Annotated in this window: 19 protein-coding genes; 3 read left to right on the top strand and 16 right to left on the bottom strand. The window is 67.3% G+C overall.

Translation table 11 applies throughout. The annotated features are described in order from the left end of the window. Positions 1 to 3: 3 nt before the first annotated feature. The 6 genes from FPZ12_RS45425 to FPZ12_RS01315 all read right to left on the bottom strand — a co-directional run bounded on the left by FPZ12_RS45425 (position 4) and on the right by FPZ12_RS01315 (position 5,100). The gene (locus FPZ12_RS45425; RefSeq protein ID WP_166462510.1) at positions 4 to 477 is read right to left on the bottom strand and encodes a hypothetical protein; all 474 of its coding nucleotides are present in this window, start codon (positions 475 to 477) and stop codon (positions 4 to 6) included. Between the two features lie 215 nt (positions 478 to 692). Then, positions 693 to 1,274, bottom strand: coding sequence for a DUF3558 family protein (locus FPZ12_RS01335; protein ID WP_144746398.1), 582 nt, complete (start codon positions 1,272 to 1,274; stop codon positions 693 to 695). A 191-nt stretch (positions 1,275 to 1,465) separates the two neighbouring features. Further along, complete coding sequence (locus tag FPZ12_RS01330) at positions 1,466 to 2,053, bottom strand: DUF3558 family protein (RefSeq protein WP_144746396.1); 588 nt, start codon at positions 2,051 to 2,053, stop codon at positions 1,466 to 1,468. Positions 2,054 to 2,205: 152 nt separating this feature from the next. Continuing rightward, positions 2,206 to 2,460, bottom strand: a complete 255-nt coding sequence (locus FPZ12_RS01325; protein ID WP_144746394.1) for a hypothetical protein — start codon at positions 2,458 to 2,460, stop codon at positions 2,206 to 2,208. Between the two features lie 179 nt (positions 2,461 to 2,639). After that, on the bottom strand, positions 2,640 to 4,577 hold the full coding sequence (locus FPZ12_RS01320) for a glycosyltransferase (RefSeq protein ID WP_144746392.1): 1,938 nt from the start codon (positions 4,575 to 4,577) through the stop codon (positions 2,640 to 2,642). A 73-nt stretch (positions 4,578 to 4,650) separates the two neighbouring features. Beyond that, positions 4,651 to 5,100 carry a GtrA family protein gene (locus tag FPZ12_RS01315; protein WP_144746390.1) on the bottom strand — a complete coding sequence of 150 codons (450 nt, stop codon included), beginning with the start codon at positions 5,098 to 5,100 and terminating at the stop codon, positions 4,651 to 4,653. Positions 5,101 to 5,193: 93 nt separating this feature from the next. On the opposite strand from FPZ12_RS01315, the gene dprE1 reads away from it, so the two are divergent. After that, a complete protein-coding gene (gene dprE1, locus FPZ12_RS01310) occupies positions 5,194 to 6,573 on the top strand; it encodes a decaprenylphosphoryl-beta-D-ribose oxidase (RefSeq protein ID WP_144746388.1) in 1,380 nt (459 codons plus the stop codon). Continuing rightward, positions 6,570 to 7,325 carry a decaprenylphospho-beta-D-erythro-pentofuranosid-2-ulose 2-reductase gene (dprE2, locus tag FPZ12_RS01305; RefSeq protein ID WP_144746386.1) on the top strand — a complete coding sequence of 252 codons (756 nt, stop codon included), beginning with the start codon at positions 6,570 to 6,572 and terminating at the stop codon, positions 7,323 to 7,325. The genes dprE1 and dprE2 overlap by 4 nt, the downstream gene beginning before the upstream one ends. Before the next feature lie 17 nt (positions 7,326 to 7,342). On the opposite strand, the gene FPZ12_RS01300 is transcribed toward dprE2, so the two are convergent. From FPZ12_RS01300 to FPZ12_RS01265, 8 genes are all read right to left on the bottom strand, one after another. Further along, positions 7,343 to 9,475 (bottom strand): DUF2339 domain-containing protein, encoded by a 2,133-nt coding sequence (locus tag FPZ12_RS01300; RefSeq protein ID WP_144746384.1) that lies wholly within the window; start codon positions 9,473 to 9,475, stop codon positions 7,343 to 7,345. Between the two features lie 112 nt (positions 9,476 to 9,587). Continuing rightward, on the bottom strand, positions 9,588 to 10,361 hold the full coding sequence (locus FPZ12_RS01295; protein ID WP_144746382.1) for a hypothetical protein: 774 nt from the start codon (positions 10,359 to 10,361) through the stop codon (positions 9,588 to 9,590). A gap of 64 nt (positions 10,362 to 10,425) precedes the next feature. Further along, positions 10,426 to 11,829 carry a hypothetical protein gene (locus FPZ12_RS01290; RefSeq protein WP_243769610.1) on the bottom strand — a complete coding sequence of 468 codons (1,404 nt, stop codon included), beginning with the start codon at positions 11,827 to 11,829 and terminating at the stop codon, positions 10,426 to 10,428. Positions 11,830 to 11,839: 10 nt separating this feature from the next. Continuing rightward, a complete protein-coding gene (locus tag FPZ12_RS01285; RefSeq protein WP_144746378.1) occupies positions 11,840 to 13,774 on the bottom strand; it encodes an arabinofuranosyltransferase in 1,935 nt (644 codons plus the stop codon). Beyond that, positions 13,771 to 14,640: a decaprenyl-phosphate phosphoribosyltransferase gene (locus tag FPZ12_RS01280; protein ID WP_424923563.1), complete on the bottom strand. Its 870-nt coding sequence runs from the start codon at positions 14,638 to 14,640 to the stop codon at positions 13,771 to 13,773. Before FPZ12_RS01280 ends, FPZ12_RS01285 begins: the two co-directional genes overlap by 4 nt. Before the next feature lie 171 nt (positions 14,641 to 14,811). After that, complete coding sequence (locus tag FPZ12_RS01275) at positions 14,812 to 15,333, bottom strand: phosphatase PAP2 family protein (protein WP_144746376.1); 522 nt, start codon at positions 15,331 to 15,333, stop codon at positions 14,812 to 14,814. Then, positions 15,326 to 16,549 carry a UDP-galactopyranose mutase gene (glf, locus tag FPZ12_RS01270; RefSeq protein WP_144746374.1) on the bottom strand — a complete coding sequence of 408 codons (1,224 nt, stop codon included), beginning with the start codon at positions 16,547 to 16,549 and terminating at the stop codon, positions 15,326 to 15,328. Before glf ends, FPZ12_RS01275 begins: the two co-directional genes overlap by 8 nt. A 49-nt stretch (positions 16,550 to 16,598) precedes the next feature. After that, positions 16,599 to 17,501, bottom strand: coding sequence for an LLM class flavin-dependent oxidoreductase (locus tag FPZ12_RS01265; protein ID WP_144746372.1), 903 nt, complete (start codon positions 17,499 to 17,501; stop codon positions 16,599 to 16,601). A gap of 59 nt (positions 17,502 to 17,560) precedes the next feature. Between FPZ12_RS01265 and FPZ12_RS01260 the strand changes: the two genes are divergently transcribed. Next, positions 17,561 to 18,376: an HAD family hydrolase gene (locus FPZ12_RS01260; protein ID WP_144746370.1), complete on the top strand. Its 816-nt coding sequence runs from the start codon at positions 17,561 to 17,563 to the stop codon at positions 18,374 to 18,376. 12 nt (positions 18,377 to 18,388) lie between these two features. Here FPZ12_RS01260 and FPZ12_RS01255 read toward each other — a convergent pair whose 3' ends face one another. Then, positions 18,389 to 19,096, bottom strand: coding sequence for a lysophospholipid acyltransferase family protein (locus tag FPZ12_RS01255; protein ID WP_144746368.1), 708 nt, complete (start codon positions 19,094 to 19,096; stop codon positions 18,389 to 18,391). A 39-nt stretch (positions 19,097 to 19,135) separates the two neighbouring features. Beyond that, positions 19,136 to 20,377, bottom strand: coding sequence for a hypothetical protein (locus FPZ12_RS01250; RefSeq protein WP_144746366.1), 1,242 nt, complete (start codon positions 20,375 to 20,377; stop codon positions 19,136 to 19,138). Positions 20,378 to 20,429 lie beyond the last annotated feature (52 nt).

Raw genomic sequence — 20,429 nt, 5'->3', positions numbered from 1 at the left:
GAATCAGACCTGCGCCGTGCCGAAAGTGCGGGCTGCCTCATCATCCATTTCCGCGTAGCGCTTCTTGGCTTCCTCAAAAGCTTGCCGAGCCTGCGCCACGACCGTCGACAAGGAGTTGAGCGCGGTTTCATATGATTGTTGATCCCCCTGTGCCATCAACTGGGCGTGCGCGGCGACCTTCCCTGCGTAGTCGCTGCCACCGAGCTCGGGGCGTTGCCCCGCGCTGAACAGCACATCCTGCAGACTGGCGACCACGTTCTCGAAATCCCGGAAGACCCGGATGTATTCGTCCGCGCCTTCTTCATTGATGGCGAAGCCGCCGGATTTCGCGGAGTCGACGAGTTTCTGCACCTGACTCTGCGTGTTCGCCACGGCGGCGGTGCTCATCATGGTGCCGGCCAGCGCACCGACGCTGAAAGCGCTCGAGTCGGTCGTCGTCGCTTGTGGCTGTCCTGCGTCCGGCACGAACCCGGTCATCACTGTCCCCACGTAGTCGCGTCCTGCTGGGTCTCCGGGGCGGAGTCTACTGGGCAGCGACCTTCCGCAACCGGTCTTTCACACAGAAACATCGTTTTGACGGAGGTCACATACCCACGGTTCCGACCCCGGACAGCAAAACGGGGCCGCCCCCACCAGCGGAACATCCCTGCCAACGGTCAGCTGCCCAGTCGGCTAGTGCTGATCAGTCATGACTACCCCTCGTACTCCGGGAGCTTGGGTTCAACGATGTCGGCAATCTGGCTGTCGGTTGCGCAGGCCTCGGTGGCATCGGTGGCTCCGATGATCAAGTAAGTGACGTCCACCCTGGCAGCGGGCCCCACGGCCAGCGAAATCATGCAAGTCGCACTTGGGTTGTCAACCACCTGAGCAGCGGGTCGATGGTTGACCTCGCCGTTGCTCAACTGTCCACCGTTCGCGTCCACCGCATCTATGCCCTGGCCGGCCCGGACGGCCACGCTGAGCGCACTGGCTGCACCATTCGCCGCCGTGCCATCCCAATGGCAACCACTGGTTGCGCCGGAAGCCGCCGTGTCTTGATCCTTCCCACTACTTTCCACTCGCATGACAGCAAGTTCTTGGCTGGTGAGCAGGCCACACGCCGCCACCGAGCCCAACCAGTCGACTTGCCCACCGTTGCTCGCTGTCGGAACAGGAGCGGCAGAGGAGTGTCCGATCGGATTCGGACTTCCTGAATTTTCGTTCGAACAGGCGGTTATGCCCAAAGAAGAAATGATTGCGATCGGCACGAGCCCGAAATACTTGAATTTGGTCATCGATCAGGCCTGGATCCCGCCGAAAGTCTGCTTGACCTCGTCGTCTATCTGAGCATGGTTTCTCCTGGCCGTTTCGAAGGCCTGCCTCGCTTGTTCGACTACTGCGGGAGAGAAATCCAATCGATCGCCAACCGGGGAGCTGCGCCCGCCAACGGCCCGCTGCCCAGTCGGCTGCCGCGGATCAGTCATGGCTACCCCTCGTACTTCGGGAGCTTGCGGCTCGCGATAGTGACAATCTGGTTCAGGGTTTCACAGGCTTCGATGGTATTGCCCGTACCAATGATCATGTAGGTAAAATCCACACGGGATGTCGCTGAAACTGCGAGTGCAGTCGTGCAGCGACCGCTCGGATTGTCTACTACCTGAACGGCTGGCCGAGCGTCGACCGTTCCAGTGGTGGCTTGCCCACCGTTCGGATTGACCGAGTCGATTCCCTGTCCAGGACGCACGTCCGCGGATAGTCGACTGACTGCGCCATTCGTCGCATCTCCAGCCCACTGACAACCGCTCGATGCACCGCTCGCAGCGGTGTCCTGCTGCTGGCCGCTACCTCGAACCTTCATTACCGCGAGTTCCGCTTGGGTCAGCAGGTCGCACGCTTTCAACGCGGAGAGCTGGGAATCCTGATTACTGCCAGCGGAGGAATTTTCGATAGCCGTCGAGGACTGAGTGGCGGGAGAAGGATCGCCGGAGTTCTCGTTCGAGCAACCGGACGACCCCAGAACGATGATCGCGATGGCGGAAATTAGAACGACGCCGTTACGCTTACAGATCGACATTGTCAGGCCAGCACTCCACCAAAATTCTGAACTGCATCTTCGTCCGTCTGGACATAAAATTTCTGGGCTTATTCGGATTCTCGCCTGACTGATCCACGATTTGACTCAAAGAGTCCAACGCCGTCAGGTAGCTGCCACCAATCCAAGGCTTCTCACGTGCGCTTCGCAACTGGCGGCTGACAATGGCTAGAAATATCCTGGAAGACCCGGATGTATTCGTCCGCGCCTTCTTCATTGATGGCGAAGCCGCCGGATTTCGCGGAGTCGACGAGTTTCTGCACCTGACTCTGCGTGTTCGCCACGGCGGCGGTGCTCATCATGGTGCCGGCCAGCGCACCGACGCTGAAAGCGCTCGAGTCGGTCGTCGTCGCTTGTGGCTGTCCTGCGTCCGGCACGAACCCGGTCATCACTGTCCCCACGTAGTCGCGTCCTGCTGGGTCTCCGGGGCGGAGTCTACTGGGCAGCGACCTTCCGCAACCGGTCTTTCACACAGAAACATCGTTTTGACGGAGGTCACATACCCACGGTTCCGACCCCGGACAGCAAAACGGGGCCGCCCCCACCATGGAGCGGCCCCGCGACGCGCTCACAGCTCGTACAGCCGCTTCCAGTTCTCGCGGCTGGTGAGCTCCGGGAGGGCGCGCTTGTACTGCTCCTGCACGCCGCGGCCTTCCTTGCGAAGGCGGTTGATCACCCGGATCCCGCGCTTGCCGAGGTCGACCATCCGGTCGCGGTCGTACTTGCGGACCCGGACGCCTTCCTGCGACGCGTCGGTGACCACGGCGGTCTCGAAGAGCGCCACGTGCCACCAGCTGGCCTCGTCCGTCGGGACCGCGCCGAGGCCGAAGCGGGCGCGGCCGCGCAGGCGGTCGAGGATGCGCTTGACCAGGACGAGCCTCTGCAGGGCAGGCCGCCCCGGGCTGTTGATGATCCCGATGTCGTTGGACGCGATGCCCGGCACGTCGGTCGGGTCGTGACGCTTGGTTTCCGGGTACCGGGCGCGGATCTCCCGGATCTCCTTCATCGCGGCGACGCCGCCGTCCCGCAAGATCTCGGGACCGGCGAGGAAGTCTTCGACCGCCTTTATCAGGGTGTGCGTCAGCCCGTACTGCATCCCCAGCAGGTACCGCACCAGCTGCGCCATCAGCACGCGGCACAGCACGGTCAGGTTGAACTCACTGTGCAGGGCCGCCGTGATGATCGAGTTGCGCAGGTTGAAGTACCGGTGCCACTCGTCCCAGTCCTTCCAGTGGAAGTCCGCATGCCAGACACCCGCGCCTGGCAGGGTGACCGTCGGGAAGCCGTGCGCCCGCGCCCGGTAGCTGTACTCGGCGTCGTCCCACTGGAAGAAGAACGGCATCGGGTAGCCGGTCTCCTTGACCACCTCGTACGGGATCAGGCACGACCACCAGCCGTTGTACCCGGCGTCGACACGGCGCTCCTGCCGGTTCGGCTTCCCCGTCTGCGGGTCGACGCCGAGCAGGTCCGCGGTGGCCAGGCTGTGCTCCACCGGCATCCCCGGCTCCAGCGTGTTCAGCCGCGCGAACTCCGCACCCACGTGCAGCTGGTGCGGGTGCAGCAGGTTGAGCATCTGGCCACCGACGATGATCGGGTTGGCCGCGCGGTTGGAGAACGCCGTCATCCGGATCACCAGGTCCGGCTCCAGCAGCACGTCGTCATCCATGAACAGGACGTTCGCGTGCTCGGTGTCGGTGTGCCCTGCCACCTCGTACAGGCCGCGGGTGAAACCGCCGGCACCACCGAGGTTCGGCTGGGTGATGTAGTGCAGCTTCCCGCCGAGATCCTTCTCGACCTGCGCGAACCCGTCCCGCGAGTCGACCCGGTCGGTGCCCTGGTCGGCCACGTAGATGGCGTCCAGCGTGTCCAGCGAGGAGATGTCACCGGCCAGCGCCTGCAGGTTCTTCAGGCAGTCGTCGGCCCGGTTCATCGTGCAGATGGTGACCGCGGTCGGCCGCACCTTCTCGGGCGGGTCCACGGTCCAGCGCACCTGCTCGACGGTCAGCTGCTGACCGGCCTCGGTCTCGACGTCGAGCCAGAGCGCGCCGCCGTCGAGGAACTTGTCGAGCTTCGCGGTGAACGTGACCGCCTGCTGCGAGACGCCTTCGAGGTCCAGCGCGTCGATCGTGCGTGACTCGCCCTCGAAGTCCGACGCCCGCACGGCGACGAAGCCGGAACCGGTCGCGACCAGCTCGACGCGCACCTCGCGCACCGTGGTCCAGCGCTGCCAGTAGCTGGCGGGGAACCGGCCGAAGTAGGTGTTCCCCGAGACCCGTGCGGACGGCTCGAGGCTCAGGCTGCCCCGCTTACGGGTGACGACGCCTTCGAGCACCTCGGCGTAGAGATCCTTCGACACGACCGGCGACGGGCCCGCGTACAGCCCGCGTTGCGCGGTCAACCGACCCTGGGGGGTGTGTTCCGTGAACGTGGTCTGCTCCTTGGTCGCGGCGGCGCGAGTGCCGTTGGCCCGCGCCCTGGTCGTCGCTGCGCCGGTCTTACCAGCCATTGATTCGCTGTCCTCCAGGGGGATTGGTCACGCGCTCTCAAGCTACACGGTGCGGCTGTGAGATCTTCACAAGCTAGTTTTCGCGGAAAACGACCCACTTCAGCATCACGAAGTTGATCGCCGTGGCGGTGCCCTGGGAGATCACCCAGGCGAGGGTGGGCTTCCACGCCATCTCCGGGAGCACCGCGAGCATCAGCGCGTTCATGCCCACCGCGACGAAGAACGTCACCGTGTAGAGCAGCACGAAACTGCCGACCTGCCCGGCACCTTCCTTGCGACCGGCGGAAAACGTGAATTTCCGGTTAAGGAAATACGCCGTCGTAGTGCCGATGATGAAACTGATCGCCCTGGCGACCGTGTCCCAGGGCGCATGGTCCATGCCGAGGGCGCGTTCACCGCTGTAAATACCAAGATCGAGCAGGGCGCAGCAGCCACCGATGAGCGCGAAACGCACCAGCTGGGCGAAAAGACCCGGCGAGGCCTTCGCTGTTTCGGCCGACTCCTGCGGTTCCGTAGACACCACTGCACTACCTCACCGGCATGGATTGCATGGACGCAGAAAGTGTAGAAGCGGTCAACCGCAAGCCGCCGATCGGGCATCGTTACCCTGGTCCGGGTGAACGCAGCAGACTCGCAGCCGCGGACGGAGCGGCGGACACTCTCCGGCTGGGCGCGCACAGCGCCCACAACGGCCGACGTACTGAGCACCCCGGACGTCGAGACCATCGCCAAGGCCGTGACCCGGGCAGGCGAGCGCGGCGTCCTCGCCCGCGGCCTCGGGCGCTCCTACGGTGACACGGCACAGAACGCCGGTGGCCTCGTCGTCGATATGACGGCGCTGAACCGGATCCACTCGATCGACCCGGATTCGGCGCTGGTCGACCTCGACGCGGGCGTGAGCCTGGACCAGCTGATGAAGGCGGCGCTGCCGCACGGCCTCTGGGTCCCGGTGCTGCCGGGCACCCGCCAGGTCACCATCGGCGGCGCGATCGCCAACGACATCCACGGCAAGAACCACCACAGCGAGGGAAGCTTCGGCAATCATGTGGTGTCGATGGACCTGCTCACCGCGAATGGACAGGTCCGGACGCTGACCCCGGAGGGCCCGGAAGCGGAGCTGTTCTGGGCGACAGTGGGCGGAGTCGGGCTGACCGGGATCATCGTGCGCGCGAAGATCCGGATGATCCGCACGGAGACGGCCTACTTCTACGCCGACCTGGACCGCACCGAGAACCTCGACGAGACGATCGAGCTGTTCAAGAACGGCTCGGACGACAAGTACACGTACTCCTCGGCCTGGTTCGACTCGATCTCCACGGGACCGAAGCTGGGCCGGGCCGCTTTCGGCCGGGGCTCGCTCGCCACGGTGGACCAGCTGCCGCCGGATCTGCAGGCGGACCCGCTCAAGTTCGACGCCCCGCAACTGGCGACCCTGCCGGACATCTTCCCGAACGGGCTGGCGAACAAGCTGACCTTCGGGATGATCGGCGAACTGTACTTCCGGAAAACGCCGAAGCACGCGCACGGGAAGATCCAGAATCTGACGCAGTTCTACCACATTCTGGACCTTTTCGGTGAGTGGAACAGGGCTTACGGATCCAAGGGTTTCCTGCAGTACCAGTTCATCGTCCCGCTCGAGGCCGAGGGCGAATTCCGCCGCATCGTGCAGCGCATCGCCGATTCCGGGCACGTTTCGTTCCTGAACGTCATCAAGCGTTTCGGCGAGGGCAACCGGGCGCCGCTGTCGTTCCCGATGCCCGGCTGGAACATCTGCGTGGACTTCCCGATCAAAAAGGGCCTCGGCGCGTTCTGCAACGAGCTGGATGCCCGAGTGCTGGAAATGGGCGGCAGGCTGTACACCGCGAAGGATTCGCGTACCTCGGCGGAGACGTTCGCGAAGATGTATCCCCGCCTGGACGAATGGCGCAAGGTCCGCCATTCCGTTGACCCCGAAGGCGTTTTCGCCTCAGACATGAGCCGGAGGCTTGGACTGTGATCGACGCGGTAGGCAACCCCCAGTCGCTGCTGCTGCTCGGCGGCACCTCGGACATCGCGCTCGCCATCGCGCAGCGCTACCTGACCGAACAGCCGCTGAAGGTGGTGCTCGCGGCACGGCCGTCCGAGCGTCGCAAGCTGGCGGCTGAGAAGCTGCGCGGCGCCGGCGCCACGGTGTCCGAAGTGGACTTCGACGCCAAGGACACCGGCTCGCACCCCAAGGTGCTGGACCAGATCTTCGCCGACGGCGACATCGACGTGAGCGTCGTGGCGTTCGGCCTGCTCGGTGACGCCGAGGAGGTCTGGCAGGACCACGCGAAGGCCGTCGAGCTGGCCACGGTGAACTACACCGCCGCCGTCTCCGTCGGCGTCGCGCTGGCGGACAAGCTGAAGCAGCAGGCACACGGGCAGATCATCGCGCTGTCCTCGGTCGCCGGTGAGCGCGTGCGCCGCTCGAACTTCCTGTACGGCTCCACGAAGGCCGGGTTCGACGGGTTCTACCTCGGCCTCGGTGAGGCCCTCGCGCCGAGCGGCGTCACCGTCACGGTGGTCCGCCCCGGCCAGGTCAAGACGAAGATGACCGAGGGCATGGGCAAGGCGCCGCTCGAGCAGACCGCCGAGCAGGTGGCCGAGATCGCCGTCGACGCCGCCCGCAAGGGCAAGGACCTGGTCTGGGCGCCCGCCGCGTTCCGCCCGGTCATGTCCATCCTGCGGCACGTCCCGCGGCCGATCTTCCGCAAGCTCCCCCTCTGAGCCCGCCCCTCCTATGGCTACTGGCTGAGCCAGTAGCCATAGGAGGTGTAGACCGGGTACGGGTTGAGCAGCGGCCGCGGCGGCAGGATCTGGATGTCGGCCGTGGACTTCGTGATCAGGTCGCCCGGGATCTTGTACGTGTAGGTCCCCCAGGCCGCGTTCTTCACCGGCGTGCGCACCCAGGTGCCTGCCGGTTTCCCGTCGACGAGCACCTGCATATCGGGCACCACCTTGTCCATGTCGGTGCGCGCGGTAATCGTCAAATCCTTGCCCGGCACCAGGTTCCGCGCCGTGAACTGCTCGCCGCCGAGGATGTTCCGTCCACTGTCGACGGTCTCGCCGACCCGGGTGAGCACGCTGAACGGCTGCAGCCCGACCTGTTCCATCTTCGGCTCGTACGAATGCGCGGCCTCGTTGTCGAGATCGCCGACGTTGAGGTAATCCCGCAGCTGTCCCGGAACCACCTGCTCGTCCCCGCTGCCGGCCAGCGTCCAGTCCGCTTTGTACACGTCGAGCTCGCGGAACGGGATGATCAAGTTCCCGTAGACGTCCGGCGGGGTCTGCGCCTTGAACTTCTGCACCGGCTCGTCGCCGAGGAAACCGACCTGCCGCATCTGCTCCAGCGAAGTGCCGGGCACGGTGTCGTACCCGACGACGTACGCGGGCCGCTGTGCCGCGGGCAGGTGGCGCAGCTTCTCGTACACCGAACCGACCCCGTTGTTGGACGCCTCCGCGAAACCGTTGGTACCCAAGCCGATCAGGTCCACGACGTGGTGCGCGCTGAAGTACGCCACCGCGCCCACGTCCTTGACCGCGACACTGGACCGCGCGGGCACGTTGGTGGTCAACCACAACGCCACGGAGACGTCGCTGTCGCGGATCGTCGAGCTGTCCCGGCCGAACCGGATGGCCCAGGTCGGGAGCGCGACCAGCGAGAACACCATCGCGATGGCCAGCGCGCCGTGCAGGGCGAACCGGCGCGCGTTGTGCGGGACCACCCGCGTGAGCCCGTAAATGCCCGCGACGGCGAACAACAGGAAGACCGGCAGGAAGGGCTGGTTGTATCGGAGGTAGTGGGTCAGCGCGGTGTTCAGCGTGGCGACGGACAGCGTCACCGCGGCCAGTCCGACGGCCATCGCGGTGAACACCGTGCGCCAGGCGCGCCGCACGAACACCAGGTAGACCACGCCGATGCAGCAGAACAGCAGCCCACCGGGGAACGTGTAGTCCTGGTTGTTGAGGCCGAGGAAGATGTCGCCCACCGTGCGCAGGTTGGCGACCGCGCGGTCGGCGAAGTCGCCGAGGTAGAACACCGGCCGGTCGTTCAGCAGCGATTTCGCCTGGATCCCGTTGGCGGAGATGGTGCCCGTGGCCGCCTGGTAGTAGAGCAGCTGCGCGATGCCTGCCAGCAGCGGCAGCAAGGTCCAGGCCCAGCGCAGCACGGAACGCACGAAACCGGTGCCGCGTCGGTGTGTCCACAATGTCCACCAGGAGGCCAGCATCAGCACGATCGCGAAGATCAGCCCCTCCGGCCGGACCAGCGCCAGCAGGATGCCCAGCAGCGGCGTGAACCGGAACCGCCCGGAAGGCGCTTCCCGCACCAGCACGAGCAGCGTCGAAACCACCAGCAGCGTGGCGAGGCCGACCTCCATGCCGCTGGCCGAACCCCACAGCAGTTCGCCGCTGGTGGCCAGCAGGAACCCTGCCCACAGCCCGACCGAGCGCGCGACCAGCACCGCCCCGAGGCGGTACGTGAGCGCCGCGCTGAACGCGAAGCAGAGCACGCCGAAGGCCATCGCGAAAGCGAGGAAGGCGCTGCCGTGGATGCCGATCGCGTAGGCCGCACCGAGTATCAGCGCGTACAGCACGCTGCTCGCGCCCGAGCTGACCGGATCCCCGCTCTGGAAGTGGAAGAACTGCCCGATCCCGATCTGGCGGCCGTACTGGAGGTGGATGTACACGTCGTCCAGCGGCGCGATCAGCTTGCCCTGGTTGTAGTTGAGGTCGACCACCACGAACAGCGCGCCCAGCACGAGCGCCACCGCACCGACCAGCCAGAAGTAGCCGTCGCGGTGCGCGCGGCCGGGCAGCGCGACCTGCGCCCTGCCGGTTTCGCGGGCTCGTGCGGAGGAGTTCAGTACTTCGACCACACGGAACTGTACGTCGGCGCGCGAATTCCGCTCACCGCCCCCTCCCGCGGTGGGAAGCCAATAGCGTCAAACCGTTGGCCTGCAACGATAGCGCACAGGGGTGACGGATCGCTCATTTGTCGTACGGGAGTTCACTTCCCGTCCGCCAGCTGTCGAACAACTGATCAACGTGATGTTCGTGGTAGCGCGCGAGATCGTAGATGTGCGCGGTCTTCGCCCAGCGGCCGTCGTACACCTGCTGGAACCCGTCGGCTTCGGCCTGTGCCTCGTCGGGGCCGAGGTAGTACAGGCCCACCGAACCGTCCGCGGTGATGCCGGCGATTTCACAGGGGTAGCCGAAGTACTCGGCGCGCGTGGTGACCTCGGCGAGCCTGCCGTCCTCGTCCTTGACGATCCCGGTCCGCGGGCGGCCGCTGATCACCGCCGGGTCCCCGTTCGCCCAGCCGCCGGTCGGCGTGAGCCCCTCGAGCGGCCGGGAGAAGTGCGCCTCACGCCAGCGGGTGAACAGCAGGTCCGTCTGCTTCTCGTAGTAACCGGTGAGCTCGTGGATGTCCGCCGTTTTGTAGTACTCGTAGGCGTTCTCCTGTACGAAGCCGTTGACGGTCGCCCACTCTCCGTCCCACTCGGCCTCCATCAGCCGGGCCTTGCCCGACTCGTCCAGTTCGTCGATCAGCACCCCGTGCCCGCGGTAGGAGGCGTAGACCTGCACGGAGAAGACCCGCTCGCACATGTCGACCGGGATCGGCTCGCTTCTGGGATACGGGGTGGGCTTTTCCGAAGCGCCGTCCGGAAAGTGCACGTAGTTTTCGCCGAACGAGTAGGAGACCCGGTGCGAAACGCCATCGATCAGGGCGTATGTGCCGTGCCGATACAGGGGGTAGCTCATCGACACCCCTTTTCTTTTCCCCGAGCTGCTGTGTGCAGCGCGAGTTTACGAGGACCACACAGGCTCAGCGAATTGGCATGAGTGTGAAGTGCCCGACGCCCTTCGCGGCCGAATACACCTGCCACGGACCGGGCCCCGGCGCGTAGGCCATTTGGTACGTCAGCGGTATCGGCCGGCGGTCCCAGTCGAACCGGGAGTAGTTGAGCCGGAGCAGCCATCCCGTGATCGGGCCCGCCCTGTCGATCCGCTCGCGGATCTGCGGCCCGAGCAGGCCGGGGTCGGAGAACCCGTCGACGATCGCGCAGTCGCAGAAGTACGCGAGAGTGCCGATTTCGCCCGGCGCGCCGACCGCCTCGGTGCCCACTCGCTTGCCGAGTTCACGGCCCACCTTGGCGTAATCCACGGCGCTGGCCCAGTTCCCGAAGAACGGCGGCGAAGCCCACGGCACGGAGCGGGCGAAGGCCGGCGCGTAGCCGAGCACGAGCAGCACCATGACCGCCGTCGCGACCGCGCGGACCGGCACCCGCCAGTACGCCGCGATCCCCGCGCCCGCCATACCCAGCGCGAGAATCGGCGGCACGTAGTACCAGTGGTACGGCGGCACGTTCAGCAGTGAATAGACGCCGTAGTAAGCGATTCCGCCGAGCCCGAGCGCGAAGAACGGCAGCGATTCGCGGCGGCGTGTGGCCAGCCAGCCGAGCAACGCGAGCACCCCGAACAGGGCGGGTGCGAAGCTCAGCACCGAGATTTCGTCGCCGTGGAGCGCCATGTCCAGTCCGGTGCGGAAGAAGCCGTGCCCGCCGAACGTCTGCTGCAGCTGCTTGATCACCAGCGTGTCCGGCACCGCCGAACCGAAGTACCACCAGCTGAACACCAGCCACGGCAGCGCGACCAGCAGGAACAAACCCAGTACCGGCAAGGGTTTGCGCCGCAGCGCGGGCGCGACGGCGCCGATCAGCACGACGAACACGGCGAGATCGAGCCTGGTCAGCACCGCCAGCCCGGCGATGATGCCGAACCAGACCGGCCGGTCCGCGAAGGACACCAGCAGGATCAGCGCCGTCGCGATGAGCAGGACTTCCAGGCCCAGCGCGGAAAGCAGCAGCGGGTTCAGCAGGACGAGGACGATCCCGAGCAGCGTGGCGAAGATCGGTAAGCGCATTCTTGCCCACGCCCAGCCGAAAACCGCGCTGACCCCGGCGTTCACCAGGCCCAGCGCGAACACCGGGTGCGCGGCGCCGGACACCCGCGTCAGCAGCGTGACGAAACCGAGCAACGCGACGTGCAGCGGCGACGTGGCGGTGTTCGCCGGGTGCCCGTGGATCAGCGCCCATTCGCCGTGCACCGCGAGGTTCTTCGCGTAGTCCAGCGTGATGAACGCGTCGTCGGTGAGACTGGTCTTCGCCAGCAGGAAGGTCAACGTGGACAGCACGGCGGCCACCACCGGCGGCCACCACGACGACTTCACCAGGACATTGTTACCGCAACACGATCACGGTAAACGGACCGACATCACGTTGCGTGAACTTCGGCGAGTCGAACAGCGCCGGATCGAACGCCACCTCGTCCACGTGCACCGGCGAAGCCTGCGGGAACGAATCCGACGCGACCGGCATGTCGAGCTTCCCGTTGTCCTTGCGCAACACGAACACGTTGGGCGCGGTGACCGGGTTCGTGGCCAGCCGGTTCAGCAGGTCCGCGGAATCGGACGCGGCAGCCCAGTGCCGGATCTGGTCGTTGCGCTCCGGGTAGTTCGCGAGCGGGTTCGCGTAGTGCGGCGTCGTCTGCTGGAAACCCCAGTAGGGCGCGAAGGAAAGCAGCTTGTCGTACGCGGAGAGCACGATGTTGCCGGTCCGCGGGCGGCCGGACAGCTGGTCCACGGTGCTGATCAGCTGCCCCGTCCAGGCGCCGTCCTGGCTGATGTCGTGCTCGCCCTTGGCGTTGTAGCCGTCGGCGTAGTAGTCCGATTCCGCTTGCTGCACCAGGGAATCCGTGGCGTTGACACTCGCCTGCGCGAGCGAAACCGCCCCGACCAGGCCGAGCACCCCGCCCGCGAGCAGCACGGGACGGGCGCGGCCGACGAGCTTCGGCAGGTGCCGCAACGCTTCCACCGCGCCGAACACCCCGGCCACCGCGAACACCGTGTCCAGCGTGGCGATGAACCGGAACGCCAGCAGCGTGGTGTGGACCAGCAGCGCGAGCGTGGACAGCGCGAACCACGCGTACACGAGCACAGCGACGCTCAGCAGCACGAACGCGACCGGCTCGCGACGGGCCCGCACCAGCAGCCACACCAGGCCGATCAGGCACAGCACCCCGAACACGCTGGTCGGTTCGAAGGGCATGGGCAGGAACGCGCTGCTCTCGGGCAGGAAGTGCGCGGCGACGTTCGGCTTGCCGAGCCCGCCCGCGAGCACGAACGGCCCCCAGGTGATCAGCGCGAGCACCAGCGTGATCACGCCGATGCCGACCAGCCGAAGCAAAAGCCGTTTCACGACCGCGCCGGCGCCTTCGCCGTTGCGCACGGCCAGCACGCCGGCCACCACCGCGAGCACGACCACCACGAAGATCCCGAACGCCACGTGCAGCGTGTACGTGATGGCCGCGAAGCCGAGGTACAACCCGATCAGCGCGACCGGCCACGCCGGCACGCGCCCGCCGCGGCGGAACACCGTCCACGCCAGCACGGCGATCGGCGGCAGCCACGCCGACGTCGGCCAGGCGTAGGGCTCGTCGATGGCGACCGAGAAGCAGCCGGCGATGATCGTGGCCACCGACGCGAGAACCGCCAGCCGGCGGCGCACGACGAGGCTCCACAGCACGAAAGCGACCACCGCGGCGAGCGCGACCCACAGGATCGAATACGGCTTGTACGCCGCCCAGCCGTCCCAGCCGATCAGGTTCGCGAACCGGCCGCCGAGCCAGAACCAGCCGCCGGGGTAGTACGGCGCGAGGCCGTGGTAGTTCATGTCCGCGAGCGAGCTGCTCGAGGTCATCCGCTCCATGTACTGGAGCCGGAAGGTGTTGTCGGTGTGCGAGCCGCCGAAGAAGAACCGGGAGGCCTGCAGCGGGATGGCCAGCAGCAGCGTGGCGAACGCCGTCAGCGCCGCCATCGCGCCGCCCACCCGCAGCCACGACGGCCAGCGGGCCGCCCAGCTGGTGGCGAGTAACACGAACAGCACTGTCAGCAGCACCGCGCTGGCGAGGTTCACCAGCGCACTCGGCACATAGGTGCCGGGGTCGGTGCCGATGTGGTTGGCCGCGACCTGGAGCACCAGGCTCAGCACCACGGCCAGCACGCTGCCGAGCACCAGCTCGGCAGCCGTGCGGCCTAGCGTCAGCCGGGTGACCGGCGGTTTCTCGTGAGCGGGCACGGTCTGCTCGCCAACCGGTCGCCCCAGCGTCGTCGTCACAGGTAGAAGGTCACCGCGAGCGTGACGACCCACAGCAGCCCGAGGACCTGCAGAATGCGGTCCTTGAGCACGATCTCCTCGGGCTCACCCGCGGTGCCGCCGTCGACGTCGACCGCGTACCGCAGCACCGCGACGATGAACGGCACCATCGAGATCATCGGCCAGATCGAGCCGTGCGAGCCCTCGCGCAGGGTGAACGCCCACAGCGAGTACGACATGATCAGGATCGCCGCCGCGGTGGCCCAGACGAAGCGCAGGTAGCTGGCCGAGTACTTCTTCAGCGAGGAGCGGATCTTCGCCCCGGTGCGCTCGAACAGCATGATCTCGGCGTAGCGCTTGCCCGCCACCATGAACAGCGAACCGAACGCGGTGACCAGCAGGAACCACTGGGACAGCACGATGCCAGCGGCCACACCACCGGCGATGGAGCGCATCAGGAAGCCAGAGCCGACGATGGCGAGGTCGACCACCGGCTGGTGCTTGAGCCCGAAGCAGTAGCCCAGCTGCACGGCCTCGTACACGCCGAGCACGATCGCCAGCTGCGGGCTGGCCAGGAACGAGATGCCGAGGCCGACGGCGAAGAACACCACCGCCGACGCGTAGGCCACCGGCACCGGCACGACACCGGCCGCGATCGGCCGGTTCCGCTTGGTCGGGTGCGCCTTGTCGGCCTCGACGTCGACCGCGTCGTTGATCAGGTACACCGAGGACGCGACCAGTGAGAAGGCCACGAACGCGATCAGCGCGTCGAGCAGCACGTTGCCGTTGGTGATCTGCGCGGCGGTGAACGGTGCGACGAAGACGAGCACGTTCTTCGCCCACTGGCGCGGGCGGGCCGTCTTCACGACGCCCAGCACCATCCGCACCGGGCCACGCTTGACCGGCTCCGTGACCGGTTCCGGCGGGGGCGCCAGATCGGGTTCGGTGTCGAGATCGTCCGGCTTGGCGGCCGCCTCGGCCGTTTCCGCGTTGTCCTTCACGGGCTCCGCTTCCGTTTCGGCGGCCTTGTTCACTGATTTCGTCACGAGCGGATTTCCCTACCCCTTTTTGCGGATCTTCCTGCGCAGCAGACCACCGACAGCGCCTCCGAGCGCTGCTCCGGCGAGCACGTCAGTCGGGTAATGCACCCCGAGCACGAGCCTGGAGGCCAGCATCGGCGGCACCAGGGCGGGAACCAGGTTACGCCCGGTCAGTCCGGAGTAGAGCACCGCCGCCGCCGTGGTGGAGGTCGCGTGCGAGGACGGGAAGCTCAGTTTGCTCGGCGTACCGACCAGAACCTCGACACTCGGGTCCTCCGGGCGCGGGCGGCGGACCACCCGCTTGACCGCGATGGAAGCGGCGTGCGCCGCGACCACCCCGCCCGCCGCGACCAGCCAGTCCTTCCGGCGCTTGCGGTCGAGACCGGCACCGACGAGACCGGCGGCGAACCAGCCGATGCTGTGTTCGCCGAAATGGGACAGCCCGCGCGCGGCCTTCACCGTCGCGGGACGCTTCAAGGCGGACTGGACCTTCGAGAGGACCGCTATCTCGGCGGGCCGCTGGGAGTTCTTCTCAAGCATCCAGGCTCCCGTCCAGTGGCGCGCCATCGGTGAGGTGCGGCGCGATCTTGTTGTCGAACGCGGACAGTGCCGAGCCGATCGCCATGTGCATGTCCAGGTACTTGTAGGTACCCAGCCTGCCGCCGAAGAGCACGTTGCGCTCGGCGGCCTCCTTCTTGGCGAGCTCGCGGTAGCGCTCGAGCTTGGCGCGGTCGTCCGGCGTGTTGATCGGGTAGTACGGCTCGTCGTCCTCGTTCGCGAAGCGCGAGAACTCGCGGACGATGACCGTCTTGTCCTTCGGGTAGTCCCGCTCCGGGTGGAAGTGGCGGAACTCGAGGATCCGGGTGAACGGAACGTCCTCGTCGTTGTAGTTGATGACGGGGGCGCCCTGGTAGTCGCCGGTCCCGACGACCTCCTGCTCGAAGTCCAGGGTGCGCCAGCCGAGCCGGCCCTCGGAGTAGCCGAAGTAGTGGTCGAGCGGGCCGGTGTAGACGGTCGGCGTGCCCGCCGGGATCAGCGAGCGGACGTCGAAGTAGTCGACGTTGACCCGGACCTCGATGTTCTCGTGCTCCGCCATCTTCTCGAGCCACGCGGTGTAGCCGTTGACCGGCAGGCCCTCGTAGGTGTCGTTGAAGTAGCGGTTGTCGAAGGTGTAGCGCACCGGCAGCCGGGTGATGTTGGCCGCGGGCAGCTCCTTCGGGTCGGTCTGCCACTGCTTCGCCGTGTAGCCGCGGAAGAACGCTTCGTAGAGGGGGCGGCCGATGAGCGAGATCCCCTTCTCCTCGAAGTTCTGCGCGTCGGCGGTGTCGATCTCGCTCGCCTGCTTCGCGATGAGCGCACGGGCCTCGTCCGGCGTGTGGGACTTGCCGAAGAACTGGTTGATCAGCCCGAGGTTCATCGGCAGCGGGTAGACCTGCCCCCGGTACTTGCCGAAGACGCGGTGCTGGTAACCGGTGAACTCGGTGAACTGGTTCACGTAGTCCCACACGCGCTTGTTCGAGGTGTGGAACAGGTGCGCACCGTAGCGGTGGACCTCGATCCCGGTTTCGGGCTCCGCCTCGGAGTAGGCGTTGCCGCCCAGGTGGCCACGCCGTTCCAGGACGAGCACGCGCTTGTTCAGCTGCGTCGCGGCGCGCTCGGCCACGGTCAGCCCGAAGAAGCCGGAGCCGACCACGATGAGGTCGTACCCGGTGAAATCGGCTTCCGAAAAGTCAGTCTGGTTCGTGTGCTCGCTCACGGGCGTCGAGGGTACCCACGTGACGGAGGGCTACCTCACCGGCCGCTGCTTAAGGGGCCGTCCTTAACCCGGGCAACACATCAGCCACCACCTGTTCAAGCACCGTTTCCCGGCCTTGGTACGGCCCGCCCGACCGTGGCCAGTGCGCGACGATGTCGGTGAAACCGAGCTCCCCGGCGCGGCCGGCGGCGTCGGTGAAGGCGTCCACGCTGCTCAGCGAGAACACCGGCGCGGCATCGAGGCTGAGGTAGCGGTGCACCTCCGCCTTGTCGCGGCCTTCCTTCTCCAGCACCTCGTCGAACCGGGCGGCCAGCTCGCCGACCTGCGTCCACCAGCGCTCCTGCGCGCCGGAGCCTTCCGGGTCCTCGACCGCGAGCCCGGTGGTGACCCAGCCGCCGCCGAATTTCGCCACCACACCCATGCCGCGCGGGCCGTTCGCCGCGATGAGGAAGGGAATCCGCGGGCGCTGCACGGGGCCGGGCAGGTTGCGGGCGCCGACCGCGCGGTAGTAGCTGCCCTCGTAGTCGTACTTGTCGGTGATCAACAGGCCGTCGAGCGCCTCGACGAACTCCGCGAACCGGTCCGCTCGCTGCCGCGGGGTGATCTCCTCCTCGCCGAACACCTTGGTGTCGTAGCCCAGGCCGCCGGCGCCGAGGCCGAGGATGAACCGGCCGTCGGCGATGTCGTCGAGGGTGATCGCCTCGCGCATCAGCGAGACCGGGTGCCGGAAGTTGGGGGACGCGACGAAGGTGCCGAGCCGGATGGTGGAGGTCACCGTGGCCGCGGCGGTGAGCGTGGGCATGGCGCTGAACCAGGGGCCGTCGACGAGGGATCTCCAGCCGAGGTGGTCGTAGGTCCAGGCGTGGTCGAAGCCGTATTCCTCGGCCGCACGCCACTTGGGCTCGGCTGCCCACCACCGGTCCTCGGGCAGAATCACAATGCCAACGCGCACCCGGCAACGCTATCGGGCTGGGGTGACACCCCGGACAATGGGCAGCGGAGAATCGTACTGTGGAACAACCCCTCTTGATCGCCTCCGACGTGGACGGAACCCTGCTCGACGCCTACGAACGGCTGTCCGAGCGAACCCGCTCGGTGGTGCACCGCGCCTCGGCCGCCGGCGTGCCGGTGGTGCTGGCGAGCGGCCGCCCACCGCGGTGGATCCCGGCGGTGGCGAAAGCGGCCGGGCTCACCGGTTACGCGGTGTGCGCGAACGGTGCCGTGCTGTACGAAATCGGCGCCGACCGCGTGGTCGAGGTGAACGGGCTGCTGCCGCCCGAGCTGCTCGTCGAGGTCGTGGCCGAACTGGAGAAGGCGATCCCCGGCTGCGGGTTCGCCGCGGAGCGGATCGGCCGCAGCGCGGTCGATCCGGAGGTGCGCAACCTCGTGATCGACGACGGCTACCACAATCCGTGGGGCGACGGCGAGGGAATCGTGACGCCGCGCGCCGACATTCTCGGCCGGCCGGCGATGAAACTGCTGGTCAGCCACGGCTCGATGAGCTCGGACGAGATGGCCGAGTCGGCCCGCGCGGTACTCGACGAGTCGGTGGACATCACGTTCTCGGCCGGGTTCGGGCTGATCGAGGTGGCCGCGCACGGGATCACGAAGGCGAGCGGGCTGGCCGAGGTGTGCCGACGGCTGGACGTGCCGCGGGAGCGGGTGATCGCGTTCGGGGACATGCCCAACGACGTGGAGATGCTGCGCTGGGCAGGCCACGGCGTGGCGATGGCCAACGCGCACCCCGCGGTCCGAGCGATCGCCGACGAGATCACGGCGCCGAACACCGAGGACGGCGTGGCACAGGTACTCGAACGCTGGTTCTAGGCGGCGCTTTCCCTAGCGGGGCGGTTCCGGGGCGGTTCCGCCGAGGTGGGCGGGGAGCCACCAGCGCTCGTCGTCGCTCGATGGCTTCTCCGGGTACTCGGCCTGTGCCTTGTCCAGCAACACGGACATGCGGGCGCGCAGGTCGCTGGTCAGCGCCTCGGTGTCCTCGTCCGGCTTCGGGTGGGCCGGCTCGCCGAGTACGACCGAGATCGGCACATGACGCTTCGTCAGGGTGCGCGGGTGGCCCTTCGTCCACAGCCGTTGCGTGCCCCACAGCGCCATCGGGATCAGCGGCACGCCCGCCTCGGCGGCCATCCGCACTGCCCCGGACTTGATCTCCTCCACCGTGAACGACGGGCTGATCGTCGCCTCCGGGAACACGCCCACGACCTCACCCGCGCGCAGCCGCGAGACGGCCTCGTCGTAGGAAGCCTTGCCCGCCTTGCGGTTCACCGGGATGTGCCGCATCCCGCGCATCAGCGGGCCGGAGATCCGGTGCCGGAACACCGAGTCCTTCGCCATGAACCGCACCAGCCGCTTCGACGGCTGCGCGCCGAGGCCGCAGAAGATGAAGTCCAGGTAGCTGACGTGGTTGCAGGCGATCACCGCGCCACCTTCGCGGGGCAGGTGCTCGCCGCCCTCGACCCGCAGTTTCAGGTCCAGCGCCCGGAACATCGTCTTCGCGAACAGGATGACCGGTGGGTACACGAACTCTGCCATGCCGCCAGGTTACGGCACCGTAGGTTACTTACGCGTAGCTCATGTCGGGCACGGGACGTAGACGAACTCCGGATCGGTGCCGAGCCGCCGGATCAGCAGCTGCGCCTCGTCGTCGCGCGCATACACCGTGACCCAGTGCCCCGTCGCCGACTGCCGGAATGTCGCCACCGTGTACGACGCGTCGTAGCTCGCGCATTGCTGGGTCGCGCTGTAGCCGAAGGTCTCCGGCGTCGCGAGCGCGGGACGCCAGGCGCGGCCTTCGAGCGAATCCGTCACGGGGAACCGGCTGCCCAGCCCGTACGCGACGACTCCGACGCCGGTGTTCACCGACGACCCGGCTGGCAGGCCTGCCGCGAGCCACGCGCCCAGCTCGGCCGTCTGTGCTTGCCTGGCACGGAAATCGAGCACGTCCGCGCGGCCGAGCAACGCGGCGGGCACGCTCAGCGCGGCCAGCACCACCACGACGACGCGGGACCAGACGGGCGCGAGCGGGCGCGGTTTCGGTGACGGTTTCCGCCGCGAGTCGATCAGCACCGGCACCGCGACCGCGAGCAGTGTGGCGAGCAGGAACACGAACGGCAGCTTGTTTTCGGGCCAGGTGCCGAGGGGCTGGTGGTAGTACGTCGCGCGCCAGGCGAGCCAGGGCGCGATGAGTACGAGGGCGCTGAGCGCGAACCCCGTCGGCGCCCACCAGTTCCACCACCGCCACGCGGCACCGCCGCACAGGAACAGCAGCACCACGCCGCCGAGCACCGCCCCGTCCGGCCTGGTCATCGTGGCCAGCGCGGAGAAGACGCCCGCCGCCACCGGATGCCCCGTGCGCACCGCGTACAGCACGGCGAGGACGAGCAACACGAACAGCGGCACTTCGGTCCCGGCGCTCTCGTACGCCGCGAGCCCGCTGACCGCGGCCACCAGCACGGTGGCGAGCGGGTGGAACTTGTGCGCCAGCAACACGCAGCCGAGCGTGCAGACGACGCCGAGCACGACCGCGCCGGTCACGACGTCCGTGCCGAACATCGCCTTCGGCAGCGTGATCAGTACCAGCCAGGCGAAGTTCGAGTACCCCTCGACGCGCTCCCCGATGTTGAACACGGCGCCGTGCCCGGCCGCGATGTTCTCCGCGTAGCGGAAGGTCAGGAAAGCGCTGTCCGGGACCGTGGCGAACACCAGCTGCTGCACCACGGTGAAGACGAGCGCGAACGGCAGCAACCCCGAGCGCCTGCCGCTGAGCACGACCAGCGCCAGGACCACCCAGCCGATCACTGCGATGACCAGCACGTCGCGCTCCCCTCCCCTATGCGGAAGGTATCGCGTCCGCGCCGGAATCGTT

Source organism: Amycolatopsis acidicola (genome assembly GCF_007713735.2).
Taxonomy (GTDB): domain Bacteria; phylum Actinomycetota; class Actinomycetes; order Mycobacteriales; family Pseudonocardiaceae; genus Amycolatopsis_E; species Amycolatopsis_E acidicola.
The sequence above is the reverse complement of the archived record's forward strand: the minus strand, read 5'-3'. Positions and strand labels throughout refer to the sequence as shown.

Coding starts and splice junctions, on each gene's coding strand:
- FPZ12_RS01295 (WP_144746382.1), bottom strand. CDS start 10,361: ATGAGCTACCCCCTGTATCGGCACGGCACATACGCCCTGATCGATGGC.
- FPZ12_RS01275 (WP_144746376.1), bottom strand. CDS start 15,333: ATGCTTGAGAAGAACTCCCAGCGGCCCGCCGAGATAGCGGTCCTCTCG.
- FPZ12_RS01335 (WP_144746398.1), bottom strand. CDS start 1,274: ATGACCAAATTCAAGTATTTCGGGCTCGTGCCGATCGCAATCATTTCT.
- FPZ12_RS01325 (WP_144746394.1), bottom strand. CDS start 2,460: ATGACCGGGTTCGTGCCGGACGCAGGACAGCCACAAGCGACGACGACC.
- FPZ12_RS01255 (WP_144746368.1), bottom strand. CDS start 19,096: ATGGCAGAGTTCGTGTACCCACCGGTCATCCTGTTCGCGAAGACGATG.
- FPZ12_RS01320 (WP_144746392.1), bottom strand. CDS start 4,577: ATGGCTGGTAAGACCGGCGCAGCGACGACCAGGGCGCGGGCCAACGGC.
- FPZ12_RS01330 (WP_144746396.1), bottom strand. CDS start 2,053: ATGTCGATCTGTAAGCGTAACGGCGTCGTTCTAATTTCCGCCATCGCG.
- FPZ12_RS45425 (WP_166462510.1), bottom strand. CDS start 477: ATGACCGGGTTCGTGCCGGACGCAGGACAGCCACAAGCGACGACGACC.